The sequence below is a fragment of the Streptomyces sp. CHD11 genome, assembly GCF_018638295.1.
Lineage (GTDB): Bacteria > Actinomycetota > Actinomycetes > Streptomycetales > Streptomycetaceae > Streptomyces.
The window spans coordinates 1-18,502 of sequence record NZ_JABTTS010000031.1; the positions used below are offsets into that span (position 1 = coordinate 1).

The window sequence follows — 18,502 nt, forward strand, 5'->3', positions numbered from 1 at the left end:
CGGCCGGCTGACCGCCAACGACATCGGCCGGGTCAAGATCCGCACCGCCGAACCCCTCCCCGCCGACTCCTACGCCGACTCACGCCGCACCGGATCCTTCATCCTCATCGACCCCGACGACGGCACCACCCTCACCGCCGGCATGGCCGGCGAATCCTTCGCCGCACCGGAGCCCGTCAAGGACGGCCCAGAAGACGACGGATGGGACTTCTGACGATGGTCCCCGAGAGGACTCCGCCCCTCGTGCCTGCCACCACCACCGCCCCGCGCCGCGCTCTCGCGCTCCTGGCCGCCCTGCCGCTGCTGGTCCTGGCCGCCTGCGGGTACGGCTCGCAGGCCGAGCGCGATGACACCGTGAAGGTGGCCGCGGGCGCCGAGAGGATCGACGGTCTCGACTCCGTCCGGATCGGCTACTTCGGCAACCTCACCCACGCCGTGGCGCTGGTCGGCAACCGGATGGGCTTCTTCCAGAAGGAGCTGGGTGCCACCGAGGCCACGTACGCGACCTTCGACGCGGGCCCCTCCGCGATCGAGGCGCTGAACTCCGGCTCCCTCGACATCGGCTTCATCGGCCCCTCCCCCTCGATCAACGGCTACACCAAATCCGGCGGCAGGAACCTGCGCATCATCGGCGGCTCGGCCTCCGGCGGCGTGAAGCTCGTGGTCGACCCCGACAGGATCAAGACCCTGGACGACGTCAAGGGCAAGCGCATCGCCACCCCCCAGCTCGGCAACACCCAGGACGTGGCGTTCCTCCACTGGATCGCCGAGCGGGGCTGGACGGTCGACGCGCAGCGCGGCACGGGCGACGTCACCGTCGTGCGCAGCGACAACAAGGTCATCCCCGACGCCTACCGGGCCGGCTCCCTGGACGGCGCCTGGGTGCCCGAACCGACCGCCTCCAAGCTGGTCGCCGAGGGCGGCAGGGTGCTGCTCGACGAGTCGGCACTGTGGCCGGACGGCGAGTTCGTGACCACGAACATCATCGTGCGCCCACAGTTCCTCGAGGAGCATCCGAAGGCCGTGGAAGCGGTGCTGAAGGCCTCGGTCGACACCAACGCGTGGATCAGGGCCCACCCGGACCGGGCCAGGGACGCGGCCAACAGACAGCTGGAGAAGGACACCGGCAAGGCCCTGCCCGCCGACGTCCTGGACCCGGCGTGGAAGTCGATCCGGCTCACCGACGACCCGCTGGCCGCCACCCTCGACGTCCAGGCGGACCACGCCGTCAGGGCGGGCCTGCTGGAGCAGCCCGACCTCACCGGCATCTACGACCTCACGCTGCTCAACAAGGTCCTCGAGGCCAAGGGCGAGCCCCCGGTCGACGACGCCGGACTCGGACGCCAGCGGTAGACCCGGATCCCGACCAGGGACCGGGGAGCAGGGACAAGGAGGTTCGACCATGGCCACGACCACGACCACGCCCATCGCCGAGGAGACCCGGGCCGCCGGCGAGACCCCCCGGTCCGGCGGGACCGCCACGGCCGGGAAGACCCCGGCGACGGCTGTGCCCGCCGCCCGGATCGAGCACGTCTCGAAGTCCTTCGCGGGCCCCGCCGGACAGCAGCTCGTGCTGGACGACATCACCCTCGATGTCGCGTCCGGCGAGTTCGTCACCCTCCTGGGTGCCTCCGGCTGCGGCAAGTCCACGCTGCTCAACCTGGTCGCCGGCCTCGACAGGCCCAGCACCGGCACGATCACCACGGACGGCCGCCCCGCCCTGATGTTCCAGGAACACGCCCTCTTCCCGTGGCTGACCGCGGGCAAGAACATCGAACTCGCCCTCAGGCTGCGCGGCGTACCCAGGACCGAGCGCCGTGACAGGGCCGAGGAGCTGCTCGGACTCGTCCGGCTCAGGGGCGCTCACGGCAAGCGGGTGCACGAGCTGTCCGGCGGTATGCGCCAGCGGGTCGCACTGGCCCGCGCGCTCGCCCAGGAGAGCAGGCTGCTGCTGATGGACGAGCCGTTCGCGGCCCTGGACGCCATCACACGCGACGTGCTGCACGACGAACTGACCCGCATCTGGCGCGAGACGCGGCTGTCCGTGCTGTTCGTGACGCACAACGTGCGTGAGGCCGTGCGGCTCGCCGAGCGCGTGGTGCTGCTGTCCTCCCGGCCCGGACGCGTGGCACACGCATGGACGGTCGGCATCCCGCAGCCGCGCCGTATCGAGGACACCGCCGTGGCGGAACTGTCCGTAGAGATCACCGAAGAACTCCGTGGGGAGATCCGCCGTCATGGCCAGCACTGACGCCTCCGTCAACGCCGACCTCGCGGGTCTGGAGGCGGGCCTCGACGCCCTGGAGACCCGGCAGAGGACCCGTACTCCCTTCCGGCAGACCTTCGTGCAGAAAGTCCTGCCGCCCGCCGTCGCGGTCCTCCTGGTCCTGGCGGTGTGGCAGGCCCTGGTCTCCTTCGAGATCGTCGACGATCCGACCAAGCTGCCCTCGCCCGGCGCGGTGTGGGACGTCCTCCACCAGGCCTGGCTGCAGGGCGAACTGCTCGGCTACATCTGGACCAGCGTCTCGCGCGGCCTGCTCGGCTTCTTCTTCGCCCTCCTGATCGGCACCCCGCTGGGGCTGCTGGTCGCACGGGTGAAGGTGATCCGCGCCGCGATCGGCCCGATCCTGTCCGGCCTGCAGTCCCTGCCCTCGGTGGCATGGGTGCCGCCCGCGGTGATCTGGCTGGGACTGAACAACTCCATGATGTACGCCGTCATCCTCCTCGGCGCAGTCCCCTCCATCGCCAACGGCCTGGTCTCCGGCGTCTCCCAGGTACCCCCGCTGTTCCTGCGCGCCGGCCGCACCCTCGGCGCGACCGGACTCAAGGGCACCTGGCACATCGTCCTGCCCGCCGCGCTCCCCGGCTACGTCGCCGGCCTCAAACAGGGCTGGGCCTTCTCCTGGCGCTCCCTCATGGCCGCCGAGATCATCGCCTCCTTCCCCGACCTCGGCATCGGCCTCGGACAACTCCTGGAGAACGGCCGCAACGCCAGCGACATGGCCATGGTCTTCGAAGCCATCCTGCTCATCCTCACCGTCGGCATCGCCATCGACCTGCTCATCTTCAGCCCCCTGGAACGCTGGGTGCTCCGCAGCCGCGGCCTGCTGGTCACGAACTGAGGGCGCCCTGCCGTCCGTTCGTCCGTCCGCTCCAGCGGTTCTCGACCGATCGCCTGCCGCTTCCCGAGAGGCGTCGATCAGGGTGGCGGTGAACGGTTGACCGGCGATACGGAGGCCGACATGCGGACACGGCGCGCACCTGTGGTAAGGGCCATCGGCAGGCACTTCGGCGAGGGCCTCATGTGGATGGGGTTCGGATGGTTCGGAACCTCTCCGCCCCACCCCTGGTCGGGGTACGCGATCCCGCCCGCCGAGCAGCCGTGCATGCCGCCGCTGTCGCGGGAGGAGTTCGTCCGGTGGACGGCTCCGGCCGAACCCTGGTGAGCCGAACCCCGGTGAGCGGGGGCGCGTCCGCCCGCGGCCACCGACCGTTCACGACCTAGGACAAGGAGATCAGGTGACCAGCACCGGGCCGACCACTGCTCGTCTTCCCGTGCAGAAGCGGCGCATACTCAGGCTGTTTCTTCCGTACCGCAGGAGCCTGCTGTTCGTCGCGTTCCTGGTCGTGGCGTCCTCCCTGGTCTCCCTCGTCAACCCCTTCCTGATCCGCGAGATCATCGACGTGGCGCTGCCGCAGGGCAGGACCGGACTGCTGTCCCTGCTCGCGCTGGGCATGGTCGTCGTCGCGGTCGCGAACAGCTCGTTCAACGTGTGGCAGACCTATCTGTCCGCCAGGGTCGGCCAGCTCGTCATGCACGATCTGCGCACCGGCGTCTACTCCCATCTCCAGCGCATGTCACTGGCCTTCTTCACCCGGACCCGAACCGGTGAGGTCCAGTCGCGGATCGCCAACGACATCGGTGGCATGCAGGTGACCGTGACGACCACCGCGACGGCGCTGGTGTCGGACGTGACCACAGTGATCACCACGGTGACCGCCATGGCCCTGCTCGACTGGCGGCTCACGCTGGCGTCGCTGGTCGTGCTGCCGGGCTTCGTCTGGGTGAGCCGCCACGTCGGGGACGAGCTGCGCGTCCTCACCCGGGCGCGGCAGCGCCAGTTCGCCGACCTGTCGTCGAACGTGCAGGAGTCGCTGTCGGTCAGCGGCATCATGCTCGGTCACACCATGGGCCGTTCGCGCTCGCTGAGCGACGCGTTCGCCGGGCAGTCCCGCAAGCTCACCGACCTCGAGGTGCGCGCCAGCACGGCCGGCCTGTGGTACCAGTCCACGATCTGGGTCGTCATGGCGGCCATGCCCGCGGTGATCTACTGGGTGGCGGGGATGGCGGGCAGCGGCGGCCACATGTCCCTCTCCATCGGCGCGCTGGTCGCGTTCGCCACCCTCCAGCAGATCCTGTTCAGGCCCGCGCAGCGGCTGCTGACCATCGGTCTGGACATCCAGAGCTCGCTGGAGCTGTTCGGGCGCATCTTCGAGTACCTCGACCTGCCCGTCGACGTCGCCGAGCCCGAGCGGCCGGTGGTGCCGGCGAGCCTGCGGGGCGAGGTGCGGCTGCGCGGGGTCGGTTTCCGCTACGCGGGCGCCGAGCGGCCGACGCTGGACGGCGTCGACGTGACGGTCCCCGCCGGGCACAGCCTCGCCGTCGTCGGCGAGACCGGCTCGGGCAAGACCACGCTGAGCTATCTGATACCGCGGCTGTACGACGCGACGTCCGGCACCGTGACCATCGACGGTGTCGACGTGCGGGACCTGTCGTTCGACACGCTCGCCGCCGCCGTGGGCGTCGTCTCCCAGGAGACCTACCTCTTCCACGCGTCGGTCGCCGACAACCTCAGGTTCGCCAAACCCGGCGCGAGCGACGAGGAACTGGTCGCGGCGGCGCGGGTGGCGCACATCCACGACTACCTGATGTCCCTGCCCGACGGCTACGACACGGTGGTCGGCGAGCGCGGCTACCGCTTCTCCGGCGGGGAGAAGCAGCGGCTGGCCATCGCCCGCGCCATCCTGCGCGACCCGCCCGTGCTGGTGCTCGACGAGGCCACCAGCGCGCTGGACACCCAGACCGAGCAGTCCGTCCAGAAGGCCATCGACGCGGCGAGCGCGGGCCGCACCACCATCACGGTCGCGCACCGGCTGTCCACCGTCCGCGGCGCCGACGAGATCCTCGTCCTGGACCGGGGGCGCATCGCCGAGCGGGGCACCCACGACGAACTGCTCGCCCTCGACGGCCACTACGCCGCCCTCGTGCGCCGAGACACCGAGATGGCGGTCGTGTAGGACGGCCGCGCCGGCCCCGGCACCAGGGGTATCGGTAATCGCCCGAGTCGGTGGTCAAGTCTGGAGCGGGTTCTACGATGAGCCGGTGACGGAAACGCTGCCCCCTGTGGGCATTGACCTTTTCGACGTCGAACGGCTCCTTCTGACCGAAGCTGCGCAACCGCCGCTGCCGTCCCATGACGCCGAGGCCCGGGACCGGGCGTGGGAGAGGGCGGTCCGAGCCAACTCCGCTCTCTTCGACGGGCCGGTGGTGGCGTGTGGGGGACTGGAGCTGACCGGACCGCGCATCCTGCGCCTCACCTGGGTGCGTGTGACCTACCGGCACTACGCGCTGCGCCGCGTTCCCGGCGCCACCGCACTGCCGTCGCTGTTCGTGAACGTCGTTCAGCCGACCGGTGACGGCCGTGTGCTGGTAGCGAGGATGTCGCCCGCTACGGCTGCCCCGGGCCGCTGGCAGTTGCCGGGGGGGTCTGTGGAGCCGCCCGAGGCCGGGGCGGTGCTGGACGAGTCGGCACTGGCCGGCCAGGCCGCGCGGGAGCTGGCCGAGGAACTGGGGATCGGCGCGGCTGCCGAGGACCTGAGGCTGTGGGTCGTCACCCGCGGTGAGAACGGCAGTGTCGGCCTGACCTACCTCGCCCCTGCCCTTCCCGAAGCAACATTGCGCGCGGACTTCACCGCTGCGGCGGCAGCCGAGCGTGATCAGGGCCGTGTACCTGAACTCGACGACATCGTCCTGGTGCGTTCACCGGACGAACTGGCCGCTCTGACGGGTCCGCACGCGGACTACCTGGAACCGGTCGTTCGCCGCTTCGCCGGGTGCCGCTGAGGTCAGGCCCCGGCAAGGAAGTCGCGTCCCCGTTCGTCGAGATCGGCCACACACCGAAGGCTACGGGCCCGGAAGCGTGCGAGGTCACCGCGCATACGGGCGACCGCCTTGCGGGTGCGGACGGACCGGACACCGTCCATGTGGTCGAGGGCCCGGTGCCAGGTGACGCACGCCTGCTCAATGCTGCCGCGCTTCAGGTGCATCTCCGCGCCCGCGACCAGGTCGAGGGCGACGATTCGTGCATAGGTGTTTGCGGGGCGGGCCGTGGCGGCCAGCGCGTACTGCTCTGCGGCGGCCCGGTGGTCTCCTACGGTCTCGTGGACCAACCGGGAGACCGTCATGGCCGGCCGCACCCTCACCCCGGAAATCAACGTCGGTGAACGGTCGTTGGGATGGTTTCCGGCAGTCTTCTCGGATACTGCCGCACCTCGACGGCCGAAAACCCGGACCACCGGAGCGGCCGTGGCCGCCGCCCCGTGCAGCGGTCTTCGAGCGGATCTGGAGGGGTCATTGCCTACGATCCGGCGGATGGAGAACGCGTCTGCCGAAATACCAGACCCTTCCGGACTCAACCGGCGCACCCTGCTGCGGGGCGGTGCCGTCGCCGGCCTGGGCGCGCTCGTGTCGTCCTCCGCCTTCGCCGCGCCGGGCGAGGAGGCCCCCGGCGGCCCCGAGCCGTCGGCGCCCGGGCTGCTGCTGACCAAGTTCAGGGACCCGCTGCGCACGCCGCCGGTGCTCCGTCCACGCGGCCGCGGCGGGTACGACGAGCTGACCGTGCGCCTGCGCACCGCCGACGTCACCGTGCACTCGCAGCTGGAGCCGGTGCGGATGTGGACGTACGAGGGCAGCTGTCCCGGGCCGACGATCGAGACGGTCCGCGGCCGTCCGCTGCGGGTCGCCTGGGAGAACCAGCTGACGGGGAACATCCCGGTCACCGCCGTCGAGTTCGGCAGGCCCGGCGGCCCCATGCCCGACCCGCTGTCCAACTATCCCGGCACCGAGGGCTGCCGGGAGGTGCCCGGGGTGGCGGACCTGGAGCCGTGGGCCGCGGTGCACCTGCACGGCATGCTGACCGGCGGCGGCAACGACGGCTGGATGGAGAACCTCGTCGCTCCGGGCGAGGCGCAGCTGTCGGCGTACCCGAACGGCCAGGCGACGACGCTCTGGTACCACGACCACACCCACCATGTGAGCCGCTTCAGCGTGTACGCCGGTCTCGCGGGCCTGTTCGTCTCCCGCGACGCCGAGGAGCGGGCGCTGGACCTGCCCCGTGGCAGGCACGAGGTGCCGCTGGTCCTCAGTGACCGCAACTTCGCCCTGGACGGCTCGGGCGCCCTCACCGGACGTCTGGTCCACAAGGTGGAGATGGTCAACGCGAGGCTCATGCGGGTCCACGCGGCCCCCTACACCCTGGTCAACGGGGTGATCTGGCCCTATCTCGAGGTCCAGCCGCGCTGGTACCGGTTCCGGATCGTCAACACGGCCAACTCCCGGATCTACCGGCTGATGCTGCTGGCCGACGGCCGGCCCGTCCCCGGGGCCCTCCAGGTGATCGGCACCGACCAGGGGCTGATCGACCGGCCGCTGCCGGTCGAGGGTGCGCTCAACCTCTCCTCCGGCGAGCGCGCCGACGTGCTGGTCGACTTCGGGGCGTTCCGCGGCCGGTCCCTCAAGCTCGTCAACACGATGGAGGGTGTCACGCCCGGCGACTCCAGCACCCGGCACGACCTGCTGGAACCCGACGTGATGCAGTTCCGCGTCGCCGGCCGGGGCTCCGCCGGCCGGTTCACCCCGCCCGGGAGACTCTCGCCCACGTTCCGGCGGCCCACGCACCACGACCTGCCGCACGGCTCCCGCCCCCGGTGGGTGGTGCTGGTCGGACCGGGCTCGGCCGACGTGCCCGAACTGTGGGAGATGGAGGAGACGGAGGAGGCCGACGCCGAGGGGATCACCCTCCCCTCCCCCGGGATCGTCCAGGTCGAGGACGCCGGGGGGACGGTCACGACGCTGCGCCGCACGGCCATGCGCTACGACGACGGCGACGCGTTCACCGTGGCGCACCACGGTGTGGAGGTCTGGAAGTACCTCAACCTCGCCGCGTCTCCCCACCCCATGCACATCCACCTGGCCCACTTCCAGGTGCTGTCCCGCGAGAAGTACGACGTGACCGGCTTCGACCGGACCGTCCGCGGTACCGCCGCGCCGGCCGCGTTCCTGGAGGCGGCGGAGCTGGAACCGCACGAGCTCGGGGAGAAGGACACGATCAGGGTGGGTACGGCCGGCCCGATCACCCCCGGTCCGAACGGCACCCCGGGTGAGCTGGTCACCGTGCTGGTCCGCTTCCCCGTCGTCGGCAGGGGCGTCCACCACTGCCACATGCTGGAGCACGAGCAGCACATGGTGCGTCCCCTCGTGGTCGGCCCGGCCGGCCACCGGCACGCGGGCGGACACCACTGACACGGCGAGTACCCGCGGCGGTGGCCGTCGCGGGCACTCGGGAGGGGGGCCGGTCGGGCGGCGCGGTCAGGCGGCCTTGCGGACGATCTCCACGGCACCGGAGTCCAGCAGGGTGCGGACGGCCGTCTCCCCGCCGTCGACGTCCAGGTCCATGTCATGGAGGCGGCCGATGACGTTCCGGACGACCTTCTCCGGCTGCGTCTTCTCGGTGCCCTCCCAGACCAGTTCCGGGAAAACGGTCAGATAGACCTTGTCGTTTCCCTGGCTGTAGATGTTCACTTCCATGACGTCGCGGAGAGCCATCCGGGCCTTGTAGATCAGGTTGTTCATGCGTGCCACCGACTTTCGGAATCTGATTTCTGAAGGCTTCCTGACCACGTACCGATCTCATGATGGTCAGCGGCCGGGAGTCGCGCAATGAGATACGGCGAATACTCTGTTCAACTGCGGTGAATCCGCGATTGAACGGCCTTGCCAATTGCTGGTGTTTGACAGAAAAAGGCCGCGCTGAGGACCATCGGTACTGTCCGCTCATGCTGTAGGCCGCGTCCCACGAAAAGCATCCGGAGTGCCATGAAAATCCTGTTCATCACCACGGGCAGCCAGGCCACTTACTATGCCGCTGCCCCCCTGGCGACGGCCGCGCGCAACGCGGGCCACCAAGTGCTGCTGGCCGCCCACGAACCGTGGGTGGAGACGGCGGAGGCCATCGGCCTCCCCACCTTCTGCTTCACCGTCGACCCGATCCGGCACTTCATGCGGATCACCAACCCGGGCAAGGGACTGCGGTTCCCCCGGGAGCTGGGCGACGAGGAGATGCTCGGGCAGGGCCGCGGCTTCGCGCGGATGGGGCTGGCCGGTGTGGAGTCCCTGCTGGAGCTGTCCAGGGACTGGACCCCGGACGTGGTCGTGGGCAGCTCGCAGAGCTACGCCGCGATGCTGCTCGCCGCCCACCTGAAGGTTCCGTACGTGCGCCACATCGAGTACCTGGGCATCCCGCTCACCGGGATCGACCCGGGCGCCGAGGCGGAGCTGCGGCCCGAGATGGAGCGCCTCGGCGTGGACGGGCTGCTCGGGCCCGACCTGCTCCTGGACTCCACTCCGCCGTCGCTGCGGCCCGTCCACGACCCGGCGGCGCAGCCGATGCGCTGGATCCCCAGCAACCCGCAGCGCCGGCTGGAGCGCTGGATGTACACCCGTCCCGAGGGCCGCAAGCGGGTGGTGATCACCTCCGGTTTCCGCAGTCTGATGTTCCGCGACCCGGGCTGGTCCATGCCGCTGCTGGTCAAGGAGCTGGACAAGCTGGGTGCCGAGGCGCTGATCGCGTCGAACCCCGGCGCCGTGGAGCGGTTCGGCGACGAGCTGGGCGACGCCCGCGTCGGCTGGATCCCGATCGACGTGACCGCCGCCACCTGTGACCTGGCGGTCCACCACGGCGGCGCGACCACCGCCACGACGCTCATGGCCAACGGCGTGCCGCAGCTGGTCATCCCGGAGAACCCGCCGGAGTTCCCGCCGAACTACCACCGGGAGGCCATCGCCAAGGCCATCACCGACTTCGGCGCCGGCAAGACGCTGTGGCCGCAGGCGCAGGAGCCCGACAAGGCGCCGGGCGAAGTGATCGCCGCCGCCTGCCGGGAACTGCTGGAGAACCCCGGCTACACCGAGCGGACGCAGTTCCTCGCCAAGGAGATCTCGACACTCCCCACCCCCGCCGAGATCGTGCCCAAGCTGGAGGCGCTGGCCTGACGGCCGACGCGTCGCCCCCTCCCCCGGGACCATGTGAGCCGCCCCGAGACCGTCGGTCTCGGGGCGNCCAGCCGTCCATCGCGGAGGTGTCGAAGGAGGGGAGGTCGATGAGGGGGTCTCGGGGCGGCTCACATGGTCCCGGCGCCGGTCAGCGGGCGGCGAGGGCCTCGATCTCGCGCAGCACCTCGTCCGGGGTGGGCAGCGCGGCTGCCTCGGCGGCGAGGACACGGGTCCGCTCGGCGTACCGGGGGCCGGCGAGTATCTCCCTGGCGGCCGTGACGGTCACCTCGTCCGGGTCCGCTCCCGCCTCCGGCCGGTGCCGGTCCACCAGCACGGCGGCGCCGAAGCCGCTGACGGCCTCCGCGACGGCCTTGCCGTAGCCGTTGTCGGGGACGATCACCTGGGGCACGCCCGCGTGGATCAGCGTCATGGCCGTCGTGGCACCGCCGTGGTGGACCGCCAGGTCCAGGGTGGGGGCCACCACGTCCAGGGGGATCCAGCCGATGCGCACCTGGCCCAGTTCCGCGCCGTACCGCTCGGCGGCCTCGGGCAGCGCGGCGATCAGCACCTCGGCCCCTGCCCCGGCCAGCCCGTCCACCAGCCTGCGCAGCGAACTGCCCGGGGTGTCGAGCATCAGGTTGCGGGTGCCCGCGGTGATCAGCGCCCGGCGGCGGCCCTCGGGCCGGGTGTACATCCACGGCTCGATCCGGCGCTGGCTCACCCGGGGGACCCAGCGCATCGCCCGCCCGGCCGGGGCACCGGGCGGGCGCAGGGACGGTGGGCACAGGTCGATGAACAGGTCGGGCTCCGGCAGCCCGGTCAGACCGAGGCGCTCCAGCTGCGGCTGGAGCTCCGCCACCGCCGTGCGGTCCCGGCGCGCCATCGGGGCGATGTGCCAGATGTGGCGGACGAAGGGGACCTTGAGCCGGGCGGCGAGCACCCGGGGAACGTGGGACAGGCCGCCGACGACCAGGTCGGGGGTCCACTGCCGGGTCAGTTCCAGCAGGGCGTCGATCCGGACGGCGGCCGTCATGGCGTCCTGGCCGTAGCGCATGCGCTCGGGGGTGATGCAGACCGCGGGCAGCCCGACGGACTGGGCGGCCGCCATCAGGGGTTCGTCGGCGGCCAGCAGGATCTCGTGGCCGGCGTTGCGGGCGGCCGCGGCGAGGGGGGCGACGCCGAAGACGGCCGCCTGGCTGCCCCCGACGGTGAACAGTATTTTCATGGCTGTCGCACTTCTTCCGTTGGGGGACGCGGGGTCACCGCGGGAGGCGGGGAACGGGGCGGGGCGGGAGACGGGGGCCGGGCGGATCAGCCGGCCTGGGCCATCTCCATGACGTACCGGCCGTAGGAGGAGTGCGCGAGACGGCTGCCGAGCCGGTAGCAGGACTCCTGGTCGATGTAGCCCATGCGCCAGGCGATCTCCTCGAGGCAGGCGATGCGCACGCCCTGACGGTGCTCCAGGACCTGGACGTAGTCCCCGGCCTCCATCAGCGCGTCGTGGGTTCCGGTGTCCAGCCAGACGAAACCGCGGCCGAGCGGGACCAGCGTGGCCTCGCCGCGTTCCAGGTAGAGCCGGTTGAGGTCGGTGATCTCCAGCTCGCCGCGTTCCGAGGGCCGCAGCTGCCGGGCGATGTCCACGACCTGGTTGTCGTAGAGGTACAGCCCGGTGATCGCCATGTTGGTCTGCGGGTGGGCGGGCTTCTCCTCGAGGGCGACGAGTCTGCCCTGTTCGTCGAGGGTGCCGACGCCGTAGCGCTCGGGGTCGCGCACCGGGTAGCCGAACAGGACGCAGCCCCTGATGTCCTGCGCGGCCCGCTGGAGCATGGGCCCGAACTCGTATCCGTGGAAGATGTTGTCGCCCAGGACCAGGGCGACGGAGTCGTCCCCGATGTGGTCGGCCGAGACCAGGAAGGCGTCGGCGAGCCCCCGGGGCTTGTCCTGCTCCGCGTAGGTCAGGGTGATGCCCAGCCAGGACCCGTCGCCCAGCAGCCGCTGGAACATCTCCGAGTCCTCGGGCGTGGTGATGATCTCTATTTCCGTGATCCCCGCCAGCATCAGGGCGGACAGGGGGTAATAAATCATCGGCTTGTCGTAAACCGGGAGCATTTGCTTCGAGACCCCGAGGGTGATCGGATGGAGCCTCGTGCCATTGCCGCCGGCCAGGATGATGCCCTTCACCGTGGCGCCTCCTCAGTGACTTCGTGCCTCTATGGGCGTGCCCGCACTTTATCGGTGGCCGGTACCCGCCCGAAAGTTTCCCCCGGATCACCGCCCCGAATAGCGTTCCGGTTGACAGGGGCGGGCCCGCTTGATCAGGCTGACGGCATACCGGTTCAGGCATGCGCATTCACTGTCGTCGTTTAGGTGGACCTGTGGAAATCGAAGATCTGACACCCGTTCTCGAATCCGGGCAGAGAGCCGGTATCGGCATCATCGGGTGCGCCGACATCGCCGTACGGCGGGCCCTCCCCGCGATCGGCCGGTCGCCCTTCCGGCTGGCGGCGGTCGCGAGCCGGTCCCGGGACAAGGCCGAGGCCGTCGCGGCGGCCGCCGGCTGCACGGCCGTCGAGGGGTACGAGCGGCTGCTGGAGACGCCCGGCGTCGACGCGGTCTACATCCCGCTGCCGAACAGCGAGCACGCCAAGTGGGCACAGCGGGCGCTGGAGGCGGGCAAGCACGTCCTGCTGGAGAAGCCCGCGGTGCCCGACGGGGACACCGCCCGGGACCTCGTCGCGCTCGCCGGGGAACGCTCACTGGCCGTCATGGAGAACTTCGCGTTCCTCAGGCACCCCCAGCACGAGCAGGCGCGGTCCCTGGTGGCCGACGGAGCCATCGGTGAACTGCGCGCCTACAACGGCGCGTTCGGCATTCCGCCGACCGACCCGCGCGGCATCAAGTACCAGGCGGACCTCGGCGGCGGGGCGCTGTGGGAGGTCGGCTGCTACCCGGTGCGCGCCGCCCAGGAGTACCTCGGGCCGTCGGCGCGGGTCCTGGGGGCCGGCCTGACCTCCGATCCGGAGCTGGGCGTGGACGTCTCCGGGGTGGCGCTGCTGGGCGACGACGAGGGCGTCACCGCCCACTGCTCCTTCGGCCTGTCCCACGGCTACCGCTCGACGTACGACCTGTGGGGAAGCGAGGGGCGGCTGGTCCTGGAGTGGGCGTTCACGCCCTCGCACAGCGCCCGTCCGGTGCTGCGCCTGGAGCAGAGGGACCGCGAGACGCGGATCCTCGCCCCGGCGTCGGACCAGTTCCTCGGCGTGTTCACCACGTTCCACGACGCGGTGCGCGATCCGGCGGCGCGGGCGGGGCACCACCACGACCTGGTGCGGCAGGCGGAGCTGATGGCCCGTATCCGTGCGCACGCCCTCGGAGAGAAGTCCCAGAAGGTCCAGAGGCCATAGAAATCCTGGAGATCCCAGAAGTCCCGGGGAGCGGAGCCGGTGAGTCCGCGCGGGCCCCTGGACAGCGGTGAACGGCGGTCGGTGCCCGAAGGCGCCGACCGCCGTTCACCGTGCCCGCCGCCTGCCGTCTACCGTCTACCGCCCGGCCAGCGCCGCGGTGAGCCGGCGTGGCGGGCACTGCTCCCAGGTGGGCAGCAGACCCGCCGCCGCCGCCTCGGCGAGGGTGGGTGCCGCGGCGTCCTTGTCCGAGCGGATCGGCGGTTTCTCCAGGTTCCAGGGCAGGGCGAGTTCCGGGTCGAGGGCGTCGACGTCGATCATCGTCCCCGGCACGTACTCCTGTGAGCACAGGTAGCTCATGCACGTGTCGTCGGTGAGGGCGAGGAAGGCGTGCCCGACCCCGTCGGGCAGGTACACGGCCGTCCCCGTCTCCGGGCTCTGGTGGGTGACGTCGTAGTGGCCGAACGTCGGCGACCCCACCCGGAGGTCGACGGCGATGTCCAGGGCGGCGCCCCGCACACAGGTGACGAACTTCGCCTGTCCCGGCGGCACCTTCGTGCCGTGGATGCCGCGCAGGGTGTTGCGCCGGGACACGGAGTAGTTGACCTGGCGCACCGTGAACTCCCAGCCGCTGCCGGCCAGCAGCGAACTGGCCCGCACGGACTCGAAGAAGTGCCCGCGCCGGTCGCTCAGGGGCTCGGGTTCGACGCGGTACGCGCCGGGGACCGTCATTTCCGTCGTCAGCACCGGGGACTCCTCGCCGGCTCAGCCGGTCGCCGCGGCGGCGCCGGCCGCCCGGGCGACCCGCTGCCGCATGGACGCGGTGTCGTTGGTCCGCGGGAACTCCTCCCGGGGGACGTCGGTCCCGAGGAAGGCGCACAGCGGCTCCCAGCCCTGTTGCACGTCGTAGACGAGGACGTTGTCCGCGCCCAGGGTGCGCACAACCTCCTCGTTGTGCCGGTGGTAGACCTCGATGGCGTGGTCCTTGTCGGAGAAGCGGCCGCCGAACAGCCCGTCCCAGATCATGGTGGAGGTGACGCGGAACAGCGTGGCCTGCGGGCTGCCGGGTTCCGGCGGGTTCGCCATGCTGCGCAGGGCGAACTGGTAGAGCGTGTCGTGGGTGCTGCGGTACCAGCTCTCGGCGTCGCGCACCGTCAGGATCAGCCGGGCGTCGGGGAACGCCTCGGCCATCTGCCGGTAGTAGACGGCGCAGGGCCCGTCCACGGCGGAGCGGTAGCCGTCGAAGACGGCCGCCCAGCCGGGGCTCTCGCCCTCGCAGACGATCCGCTCCCACCGCTTCAGCCGTGCCGCGTCGCCGACGATGTCGAACATGTGGAAGGAGGGGCCGAGACCGAGCCGGTCCAGGGCCACCTTCAGTGAGGTCGTGCCGGTCCTGCCCAGACCGGCGTTGATGAGTTTCAGCACGGTGCCGTGTCCCTTCCTCAGCGCCAGGCCGCGGCGTCCTGGCGGGTGGCGACGTTCACCCGGTTCCAGAAGTTGACGAGGCCGATGTGCATGACCAGCGCGCCGAGCTGCTCGTCCGTGTAGTACTGGGAGGACTTCTCCCAGATCTCGTCCGACGCCATGTCCTGCGGGTCGGTCATCAGCGTGACGGCCTCGGCCATCTCCAGCGCGGCGCGCTCGGCGTCGTCGAAGCAGGACTCGCCGCGCCAGTCGGCCACCCGCGGCAGCCGCGGGTCCGCCCCGTCCGCCTCCGGGTCCTCCGGGTCCTCCGGGTCCTCCGGGTCCTCCGGGAAGGTGTACGCGCGGCCGTTGATCTCGCTGACGCGCAGCCGGACGAGGTCGAGGGTGGTCTGCTCCACGCCCACCTTGCCGATGACCTCGGTCAGGTCGAGCAGGGGCTGCAGGGCGCCGGGAACGACCAGGGAGGGATTGTCCATCCGTGGGGTCATCGGTTCTTCTCCTGTGCGTATGCGTGGATGGGTCGGATGCGCGCGGGCGGCCTCAGACCGGGATGCCCTCGATGACCGAGATCGGCGAGCTGGTGGGAACCACCCGGGTCAGCTCGAAGCCCGCCCTGGCGAACAGCTCGGCGTACTCGGCGCGGGTCCGTTCCCGGGCACCCAGCATCAGCATCAGCCAGAGGTCGATGGTGTGGCCGAGGTGCTTCTCGTTGTTCTCCGGGATCACGTACTCGAGGACGAGCAGCCTGCCGCCGGGGGCGATCGCCTCGCGCGCGTTGCGCAGGGCCGTGACGGCGTCGGCCTCGGAGAAGTCGTGGATGATGTGCTTGAACAGGTAGGCGTCGGCACCCGCGGGCAGCTTGCCGAGATAGCCGCCGTGCTCGATGGTGAGCCGGTCGGCGACTCCGGCCGCCTCGAAGAGCGCCGGCGAGTCCACGGTCGCGACCTCGGAGTCGTACAGCACGCCCTTGACGTCCGGCGCCTGCCCGAGGATGCCCGCCAGGAGGTTGCCGCGGCCGGCGATGACGTCCACGACGGTGGTGAAGCCGGAGAAGTCGTAGGCGGCCAGGATCGGGTCGGTCTCCGAGGCCGAGAGCCCGCCGAACGCCTGGAAGAACACCCGCGCGTAGTCGGGTTCGGCGTGGAAGAAGTCCAGCGCGCCCATGCCGCGCAGCTTGGGCAGGTTGGCCTCGCCGGTCTCCACGGTGGCGGACAGGTGGCCCCACTCCTCCCACAGCATGGGGTGGTTCATCAGCAGGGCGAAGCCGCGCATCGAGTCCGGCGCGTCCTCACGGAGCTTGTCGGACAGCGGTGAGTTCTCGTACCGGCCGTCCGGGCGGACGGCGAACACCCCGTGGCCGGTGAGCGCGCGCAGGACGCGGTGGGTGGCCCCGGCGTCGGATCCGACCCGTGCCGCGATGTCCCGGGCGGACAGCGGGCCGTCGGCCAGCACGTCCGCGACGCCGAGCCCGGCCGCGACGGAAATCGCCTGGGTGATCACCGCGCCCTGGATGAGATGGAGCAGTGCGTACGAGTCGGACTGGTCACGAACCTCGGGCAGCAGGGGCATGCCTTTCCTTTCCAAGGACCTCTTCTCGCGGATTCCAGACGATAGGCGGGCGCTTCTCAAAACCGCAACATTGGTATTCACGCAATGGCCCGCTGGGTGTTCAACCGAGGAATGTGAGCGGTTGAACGGGCCGGGTCCAGCAATGCTCCAGCGCTATTCCGGTCCGGCTTGTCACATTGTTCCGTCCCGCCTGTACCGAGGAGGCCCCGTTGCGGCACGACACCCCGACCACGGTGGATTTCTGGTTCGATCCGACCTGTCCCTGGGCGTGGCTGACCTCCCGCTGGGTGCTCGAGGTCGCCCGGCAGCGGCCCCTCGCGATCCGCTGGCACCTGATGAGCCTGACCGTGCTCAACGAGGGGCGCACCGATCTGCCCGAACGCTGGCACCGCGACCTGGCCTCGCGGCTGGAACCGGTGCGGGTCTGCGCCGCCGCCGGGCAGAAGCACGGCCCCGGGGTGCTGGGCCGGCTCTACACCGAACTCGGCACCCGCTTCCACCTGGAGGGGGCGCCCAGGGAGCGCTCCACCTACCGGGCGGCCCTGGCCGCCGCGGAGCTCGATCCCGCTCTCGCCGACGAGGCGGACCGCGACACGTTCGACGACGCGGTGCGTGCCTCGCACCAGGGCGCCGTCGGCCGGGTCGGCACCGATGTGGGCACGCCCGTCGTCGCGGTGGGGGACGTCGCGTTCTTCGGCCCGGTGGTCTCCCCGGCCCCGCTCGGCGAGGCGGCGACCCGGCTGTGGGACGGCGTGCTCGCCGTGGCGGCGACCGAGGGGTTCTTCGAGCTCAAGCGCACCCGCACCGGGAAGCCGGTCCTCACCTGAGGCCGCGCTCCCCCCTGAGGCCGCGCTCCCCCTGAGGCCGCTCTCAGCGGCCCGCCGCGGCCACGGGGGCCGTCCAGTTGCCGGCCAGCCAGCTCTCCAGGGAGACGAGGCCGGGCCGGTTGCTGCGCAGTCGCTCGAGGTCGGCGCGGTAGCCGTCCCGCTCGAACCAGTCGAACATGTTGGCGAGATCGGGGCGGGCCGAGCGCAGCGGCTCGATCGGCAGCCGCTGGTAGCGGACCGGGACGCCGGCGACCGACGCGAACGCCGCGGCCATCTGCGGTCCGGTCAGGCAGTCGCCGGCGATCTCGACCACCTGCCCGAGCCAGGCGTCCGGGTCCTCGAAGGCGTCCGCCGCGAACACGCCGATGTCACTGGTCGCGATGAGCTGCACCGGGGTCCCGGGGTCCAGCCACATGGCGAGCACCAGTTCGCCCTCGACCGGGCGCGGGGCGATGTCGAGCAGGATGTCGTGGAACATGACCGGCCGCAGCACCGTCGTCGGCAGGTCGAGGGTGCGCAGGTACTGCTCGGTGCGGTGCTTGCTCTCGAAGTGCGGGACCCGGGTGTCGCGGTCCGCACCGCCGACCGAGCTGTAGACGAAGTGCCGCACCCCGGCCCGTACCGCGGCGTCGGCCACCGCCCTGGCCTGGCGTTCCTCGGCCTCGACGCCGCCGGGGCCGCGGAAGGTCTGGACGCTGAACACTCCGTGGACGCCCCGCATGGCCGCCGTCAGCGACGCCTCGTCGTCCATGTCTCCGCGGACCAGGACCGCTCCCGCCTCCTGGAGCTCCCTCGCCCGCGCGGCGGCGGGGTCGCGGACCAGGGCGTGCACGGTGTGCCCGCGCCGCAGCAGTTCGCGGGTCACCGCCCCGCCCTGCCGGCCGGTACCGCCCAGCACCAGGATCGTCTCGTCTAGCGCCACTGTTGTCTCCAAGTCTCGTGCCCGCCGG

17 protein-coding genes and 2 pseudogenes are annotated in these 18,502 nt (G+C 71.2%); 10 read left to right on the forward strand and 9 right to left on the reverse strand.

Features of this window, described 5'->3' with window-relative positions; translation table 11 throughout:
- From HTV45_RS27305 to HTV45_RS27330, 6 genes and pseudogenes are all read left to right on the forward strand, one after another.
- A pseudogene (locus tag HTV45_RS27305) lies at nucleotides 1-214 on the forward strand (hypothetical protein); the annotation flags it as partial.
- A 29-nt stretch (nucleotides 215-243) separates the two neighbouring features.
- Nucleotides 244-1,353, forward strand: coding sequence for an aliphatic sulfonate ABC transporter substrate-binding protein (locus HTV45_RS27310; protein WP_215208561.1), 1,110 nt, complete (start codon nucleotides 244-246; stop codon nucleotides 1,351-1,353).
- A 49-nt stretch (nucleotides 1,354-1,402) separates the two neighbouring features.
- On the forward strand, nucleotides 1,403-2,251 hold the full coding sequence (locus tag HTV45_RS27315) for an ABC transporter ATP-binding protein (RefSeq protein ID WP_251692836.1): 849 nt from the start codon (nucleotides 1,403-1,405) through the stop codon (nucleotides 2,249-2,251).
- On the forward strand, nucleotides 2,238-3,122 hold the full coding sequence (locus HTV45_RS27320) for an ABC transporter permease (protein ID WP_215208562.1): 885 nt from the start codon (nucleotides 2,238-2,240) through the stop codon (nucleotides 3,120-3,122). Before HTV45_RS27315 ends, HTV45_RS27320 begins: the two co-directional genes overlap by 14 nt.
- Nucleotides 3,123-3,519: 397 nt before the next feature.
- A pseudogene (locus tag HTV45_RS27325) lies at nucleotides 3,520-5,286 on the forward strand (ABC transporter ATP-binding protein); the annotation flags it as partial.
- Between the two features lie 118 nt (nucleotides 5,287-5,404).
- Nucleotides 5,405-6,124 carry an NUDIX domain-containing protein gene (locus HTV45_RS27330; protein ID WP_308309764.1) on the forward strand — a complete coding sequence of 240 codons (720 nt, stop codon included), beginning with the start codon at nucleotides 5,405-5,407 and terminating at the stop codon, nucleotides 6,122-6,124.
- Nucleotides 6,125-6,126: 2 nt separating this feature from the next.
- Here the strand turns inward: HTV45_RS27330 and HTV45_RS27335 are convergent, their stop codons facing one another.
- Nucleotides 6,127-6,465, reverse strand: coding sequence for a hypothetical protein (locus HTV45_RS27335; RefSeq protein ID WP_215208564.1), 339 nt, complete (start codon nucleotides 6,463-6,465; stop codon nucleotides 6,127-6,129).
- 187 nt (nucleotides 6,466-6,652) lie between these two features.
- On the opposite strand from HTV45_RS27335, the gene HTV45_RS27340 reads away from it, so the two are divergent.
- Entirely contained in the window at nucleotides 6,653-8,581 is a 1,929-nt protein-coding gene (locus HTV45_RS27340; protein ID WP_215208565.1) for a multicopper oxidase family protein, read from the forward strand.
- Nucleotides 8,582-8,647: 66 nt separating this feature from the next.
- On the opposite strand, the gene HTV45_RS27345 is transcribed toward HTV45_RS27340, so the two are convergent.
- Complete coding sequence (locus HTV45_RS27345) at nucleotides 8,648-8,911, reverse strand: hypothetical protein (RefSeq protein ID WP_215208566.1); 264 nt, start codon at nucleotides 8,909-8,911, stop codon at nucleotides 8,648-8,650.
- A 243-nt stretch (nucleotides 8,912-9,154) separates the two neighbouring features.
- Between HTV45_RS27345 and HTV45_RS27350 the strand changes: the two genes are divergently transcribed.
- Nucleotides 9,155-10,330, forward strand: coding sequence for a glycosyltransferase (locus tag HTV45_RS27350; RefSeq protein WP_215208567.1), 1,176 nt, complete (start codon nucleotides 9,155-9,157; stop codon nucleotides 10,328-10,330).
- Nucleotides 10,331-10,478: 148 nt separating this feature from the next.
- Here the strand turns inward: HTV45_RS27350 and HTV45_RS27355 are convergent, their stop codons facing one another.
- Together HTV45_RS27355 and rfbA are read right to left on the reverse strand one after the other, a co-directional pair.
- Complete coding sequence (locus HTV45_RS27355) at nucleotides 10,479-11,555, reverse strand: glycosyltransferase (RefSeq protein ID WP_215208568.1); 1,077 nt, start codon at nucleotides 11,553-11,555, stop codon at nucleotides 10,479-10,481.
- An 86-nt stretch (nucleotides 11,556-11,641) separates the two neighbouring features.
- Entirely contained in the window at nucleotides 11,642-12,511 is an 870-nt protein-coding gene (gene rfbA, locus HTV45_RS27360; RefSeq protein ID WP_215208569.1) for a glucose-1-phosphate thymidylyltransferase RfbA, read from the reverse strand.
- A gap of 194 nt (nucleotides 12,512-12,705) precedes the next feature.
- Between rfbA and HTV45_RS27365 the strand changes: the two genes are divergently transcribed.
- Nucleotides 12,706-13,734: a Gfo/Idh/MocA family protein gene (locus tag HTV45_RS27365; protein ID WP_215208570.1), complete on the forward strand. Its 1,029-nt coding sequence runs from the start codon at nucleotides 12,706-12,708 to the stop codon at nucleotides 13,732-13,734.
- 135 nt (nucleotides 13,735-13,869) lie between these two features.
- Here HTV45_RS27365 and HTV45_RS27370 read toward each other — a convergent pair whose 3' ends face one another.
- From HTV45_RS27370 to HTV45_RS27385, 4 genes are read right to left on the reverse strand one after another with little or no spacing between them, the layout of a single operon-like run.
- Complete coding sequence (locus HTV45_RS27370; protein WP_308309765.1) at nucleotides 13,870-14,478, reverse strand: dTDP-4-dehydrorhamnose 3,5-epimerase; 609 nt, start codon at nucleotides 14,476-14,478, stop codon at nucleotides 13,870-13,872.
- Nucleotides 14,479-14,496: 18 nt separating this feature from the next.
- Nucleotides 14,497-15,156, reverse strand: coding sequence for a sulfotransferase family protein (locus HTV45_RS27375; RefSeq protein WP_215208571.1), 660 nt, complete (start codon nucleotides 15,154-15,156; stop codon nucleotides 14,497-14,499).
- 17 nt (nucleotides 15,157-15,173) lie between these two features.
- Nucleotides 15,174-15,644: a carboxymuconolactone decarboxylase family protein gene (locus HTV45_RS27380; protein WP_215208572.1), complete on the reverse strand. Its 471-nt coding sequence runs from the start codon at nucleotides 15,642-15,644 to the stop codon at nucleotides 15,174-15,176.
- A 52-nt stretch (nucleotides 15,645-15,696) separates the two neighbouring features.
- Nucleotides 15,697-16,725 (reverse strand): methyltransferase, encoded by a 1,029-nt coding sequence (locus HTV45_RS27385; protein WP_215208573.1) that lies wholly within the window; start codon nucleotides 16,723-16,725, stop codon nucleotides 15,697-15,699.
- A 209-nt stretch (nucleotides 16,726-16,934) separates the two neighbouring features.
- Here HTV45_RS27385 and HTV45_RS27390 point away from each other — a divergent pair, with 209 nt between their 5' ends.
- Nucleotides 16,935-17,552, forward strand: a complete 618-nt coding sequence (locus tag HTV45_RS27390) for a DsbA family protein (protein ID WP_215208574.1) — start codon at nucleotides 16,935-16,937, stop codon at nucleotides 17,550-17,552.
- 43 nt (nucleotides 17,553-17,595) lie between these two features.
- On the opposite strand, the gene HTV45_RS27395 is transcribed toward HTV45_RS27390, so the two are convergent.
- Complete coding sequence (locus HTV45_RS27395; protein WP_215208575.1) at nucleotides 17,596-18,474, reverse strand: NmrA/HSCARG family protein; 879 nt, start codon at nucleotides 18,472-18,474, stop codon at nucleotides 17,596-17,598.
- Between the last annotated feature and the right edge of the window lie 28 nt (nucleotides 18,475-18,502).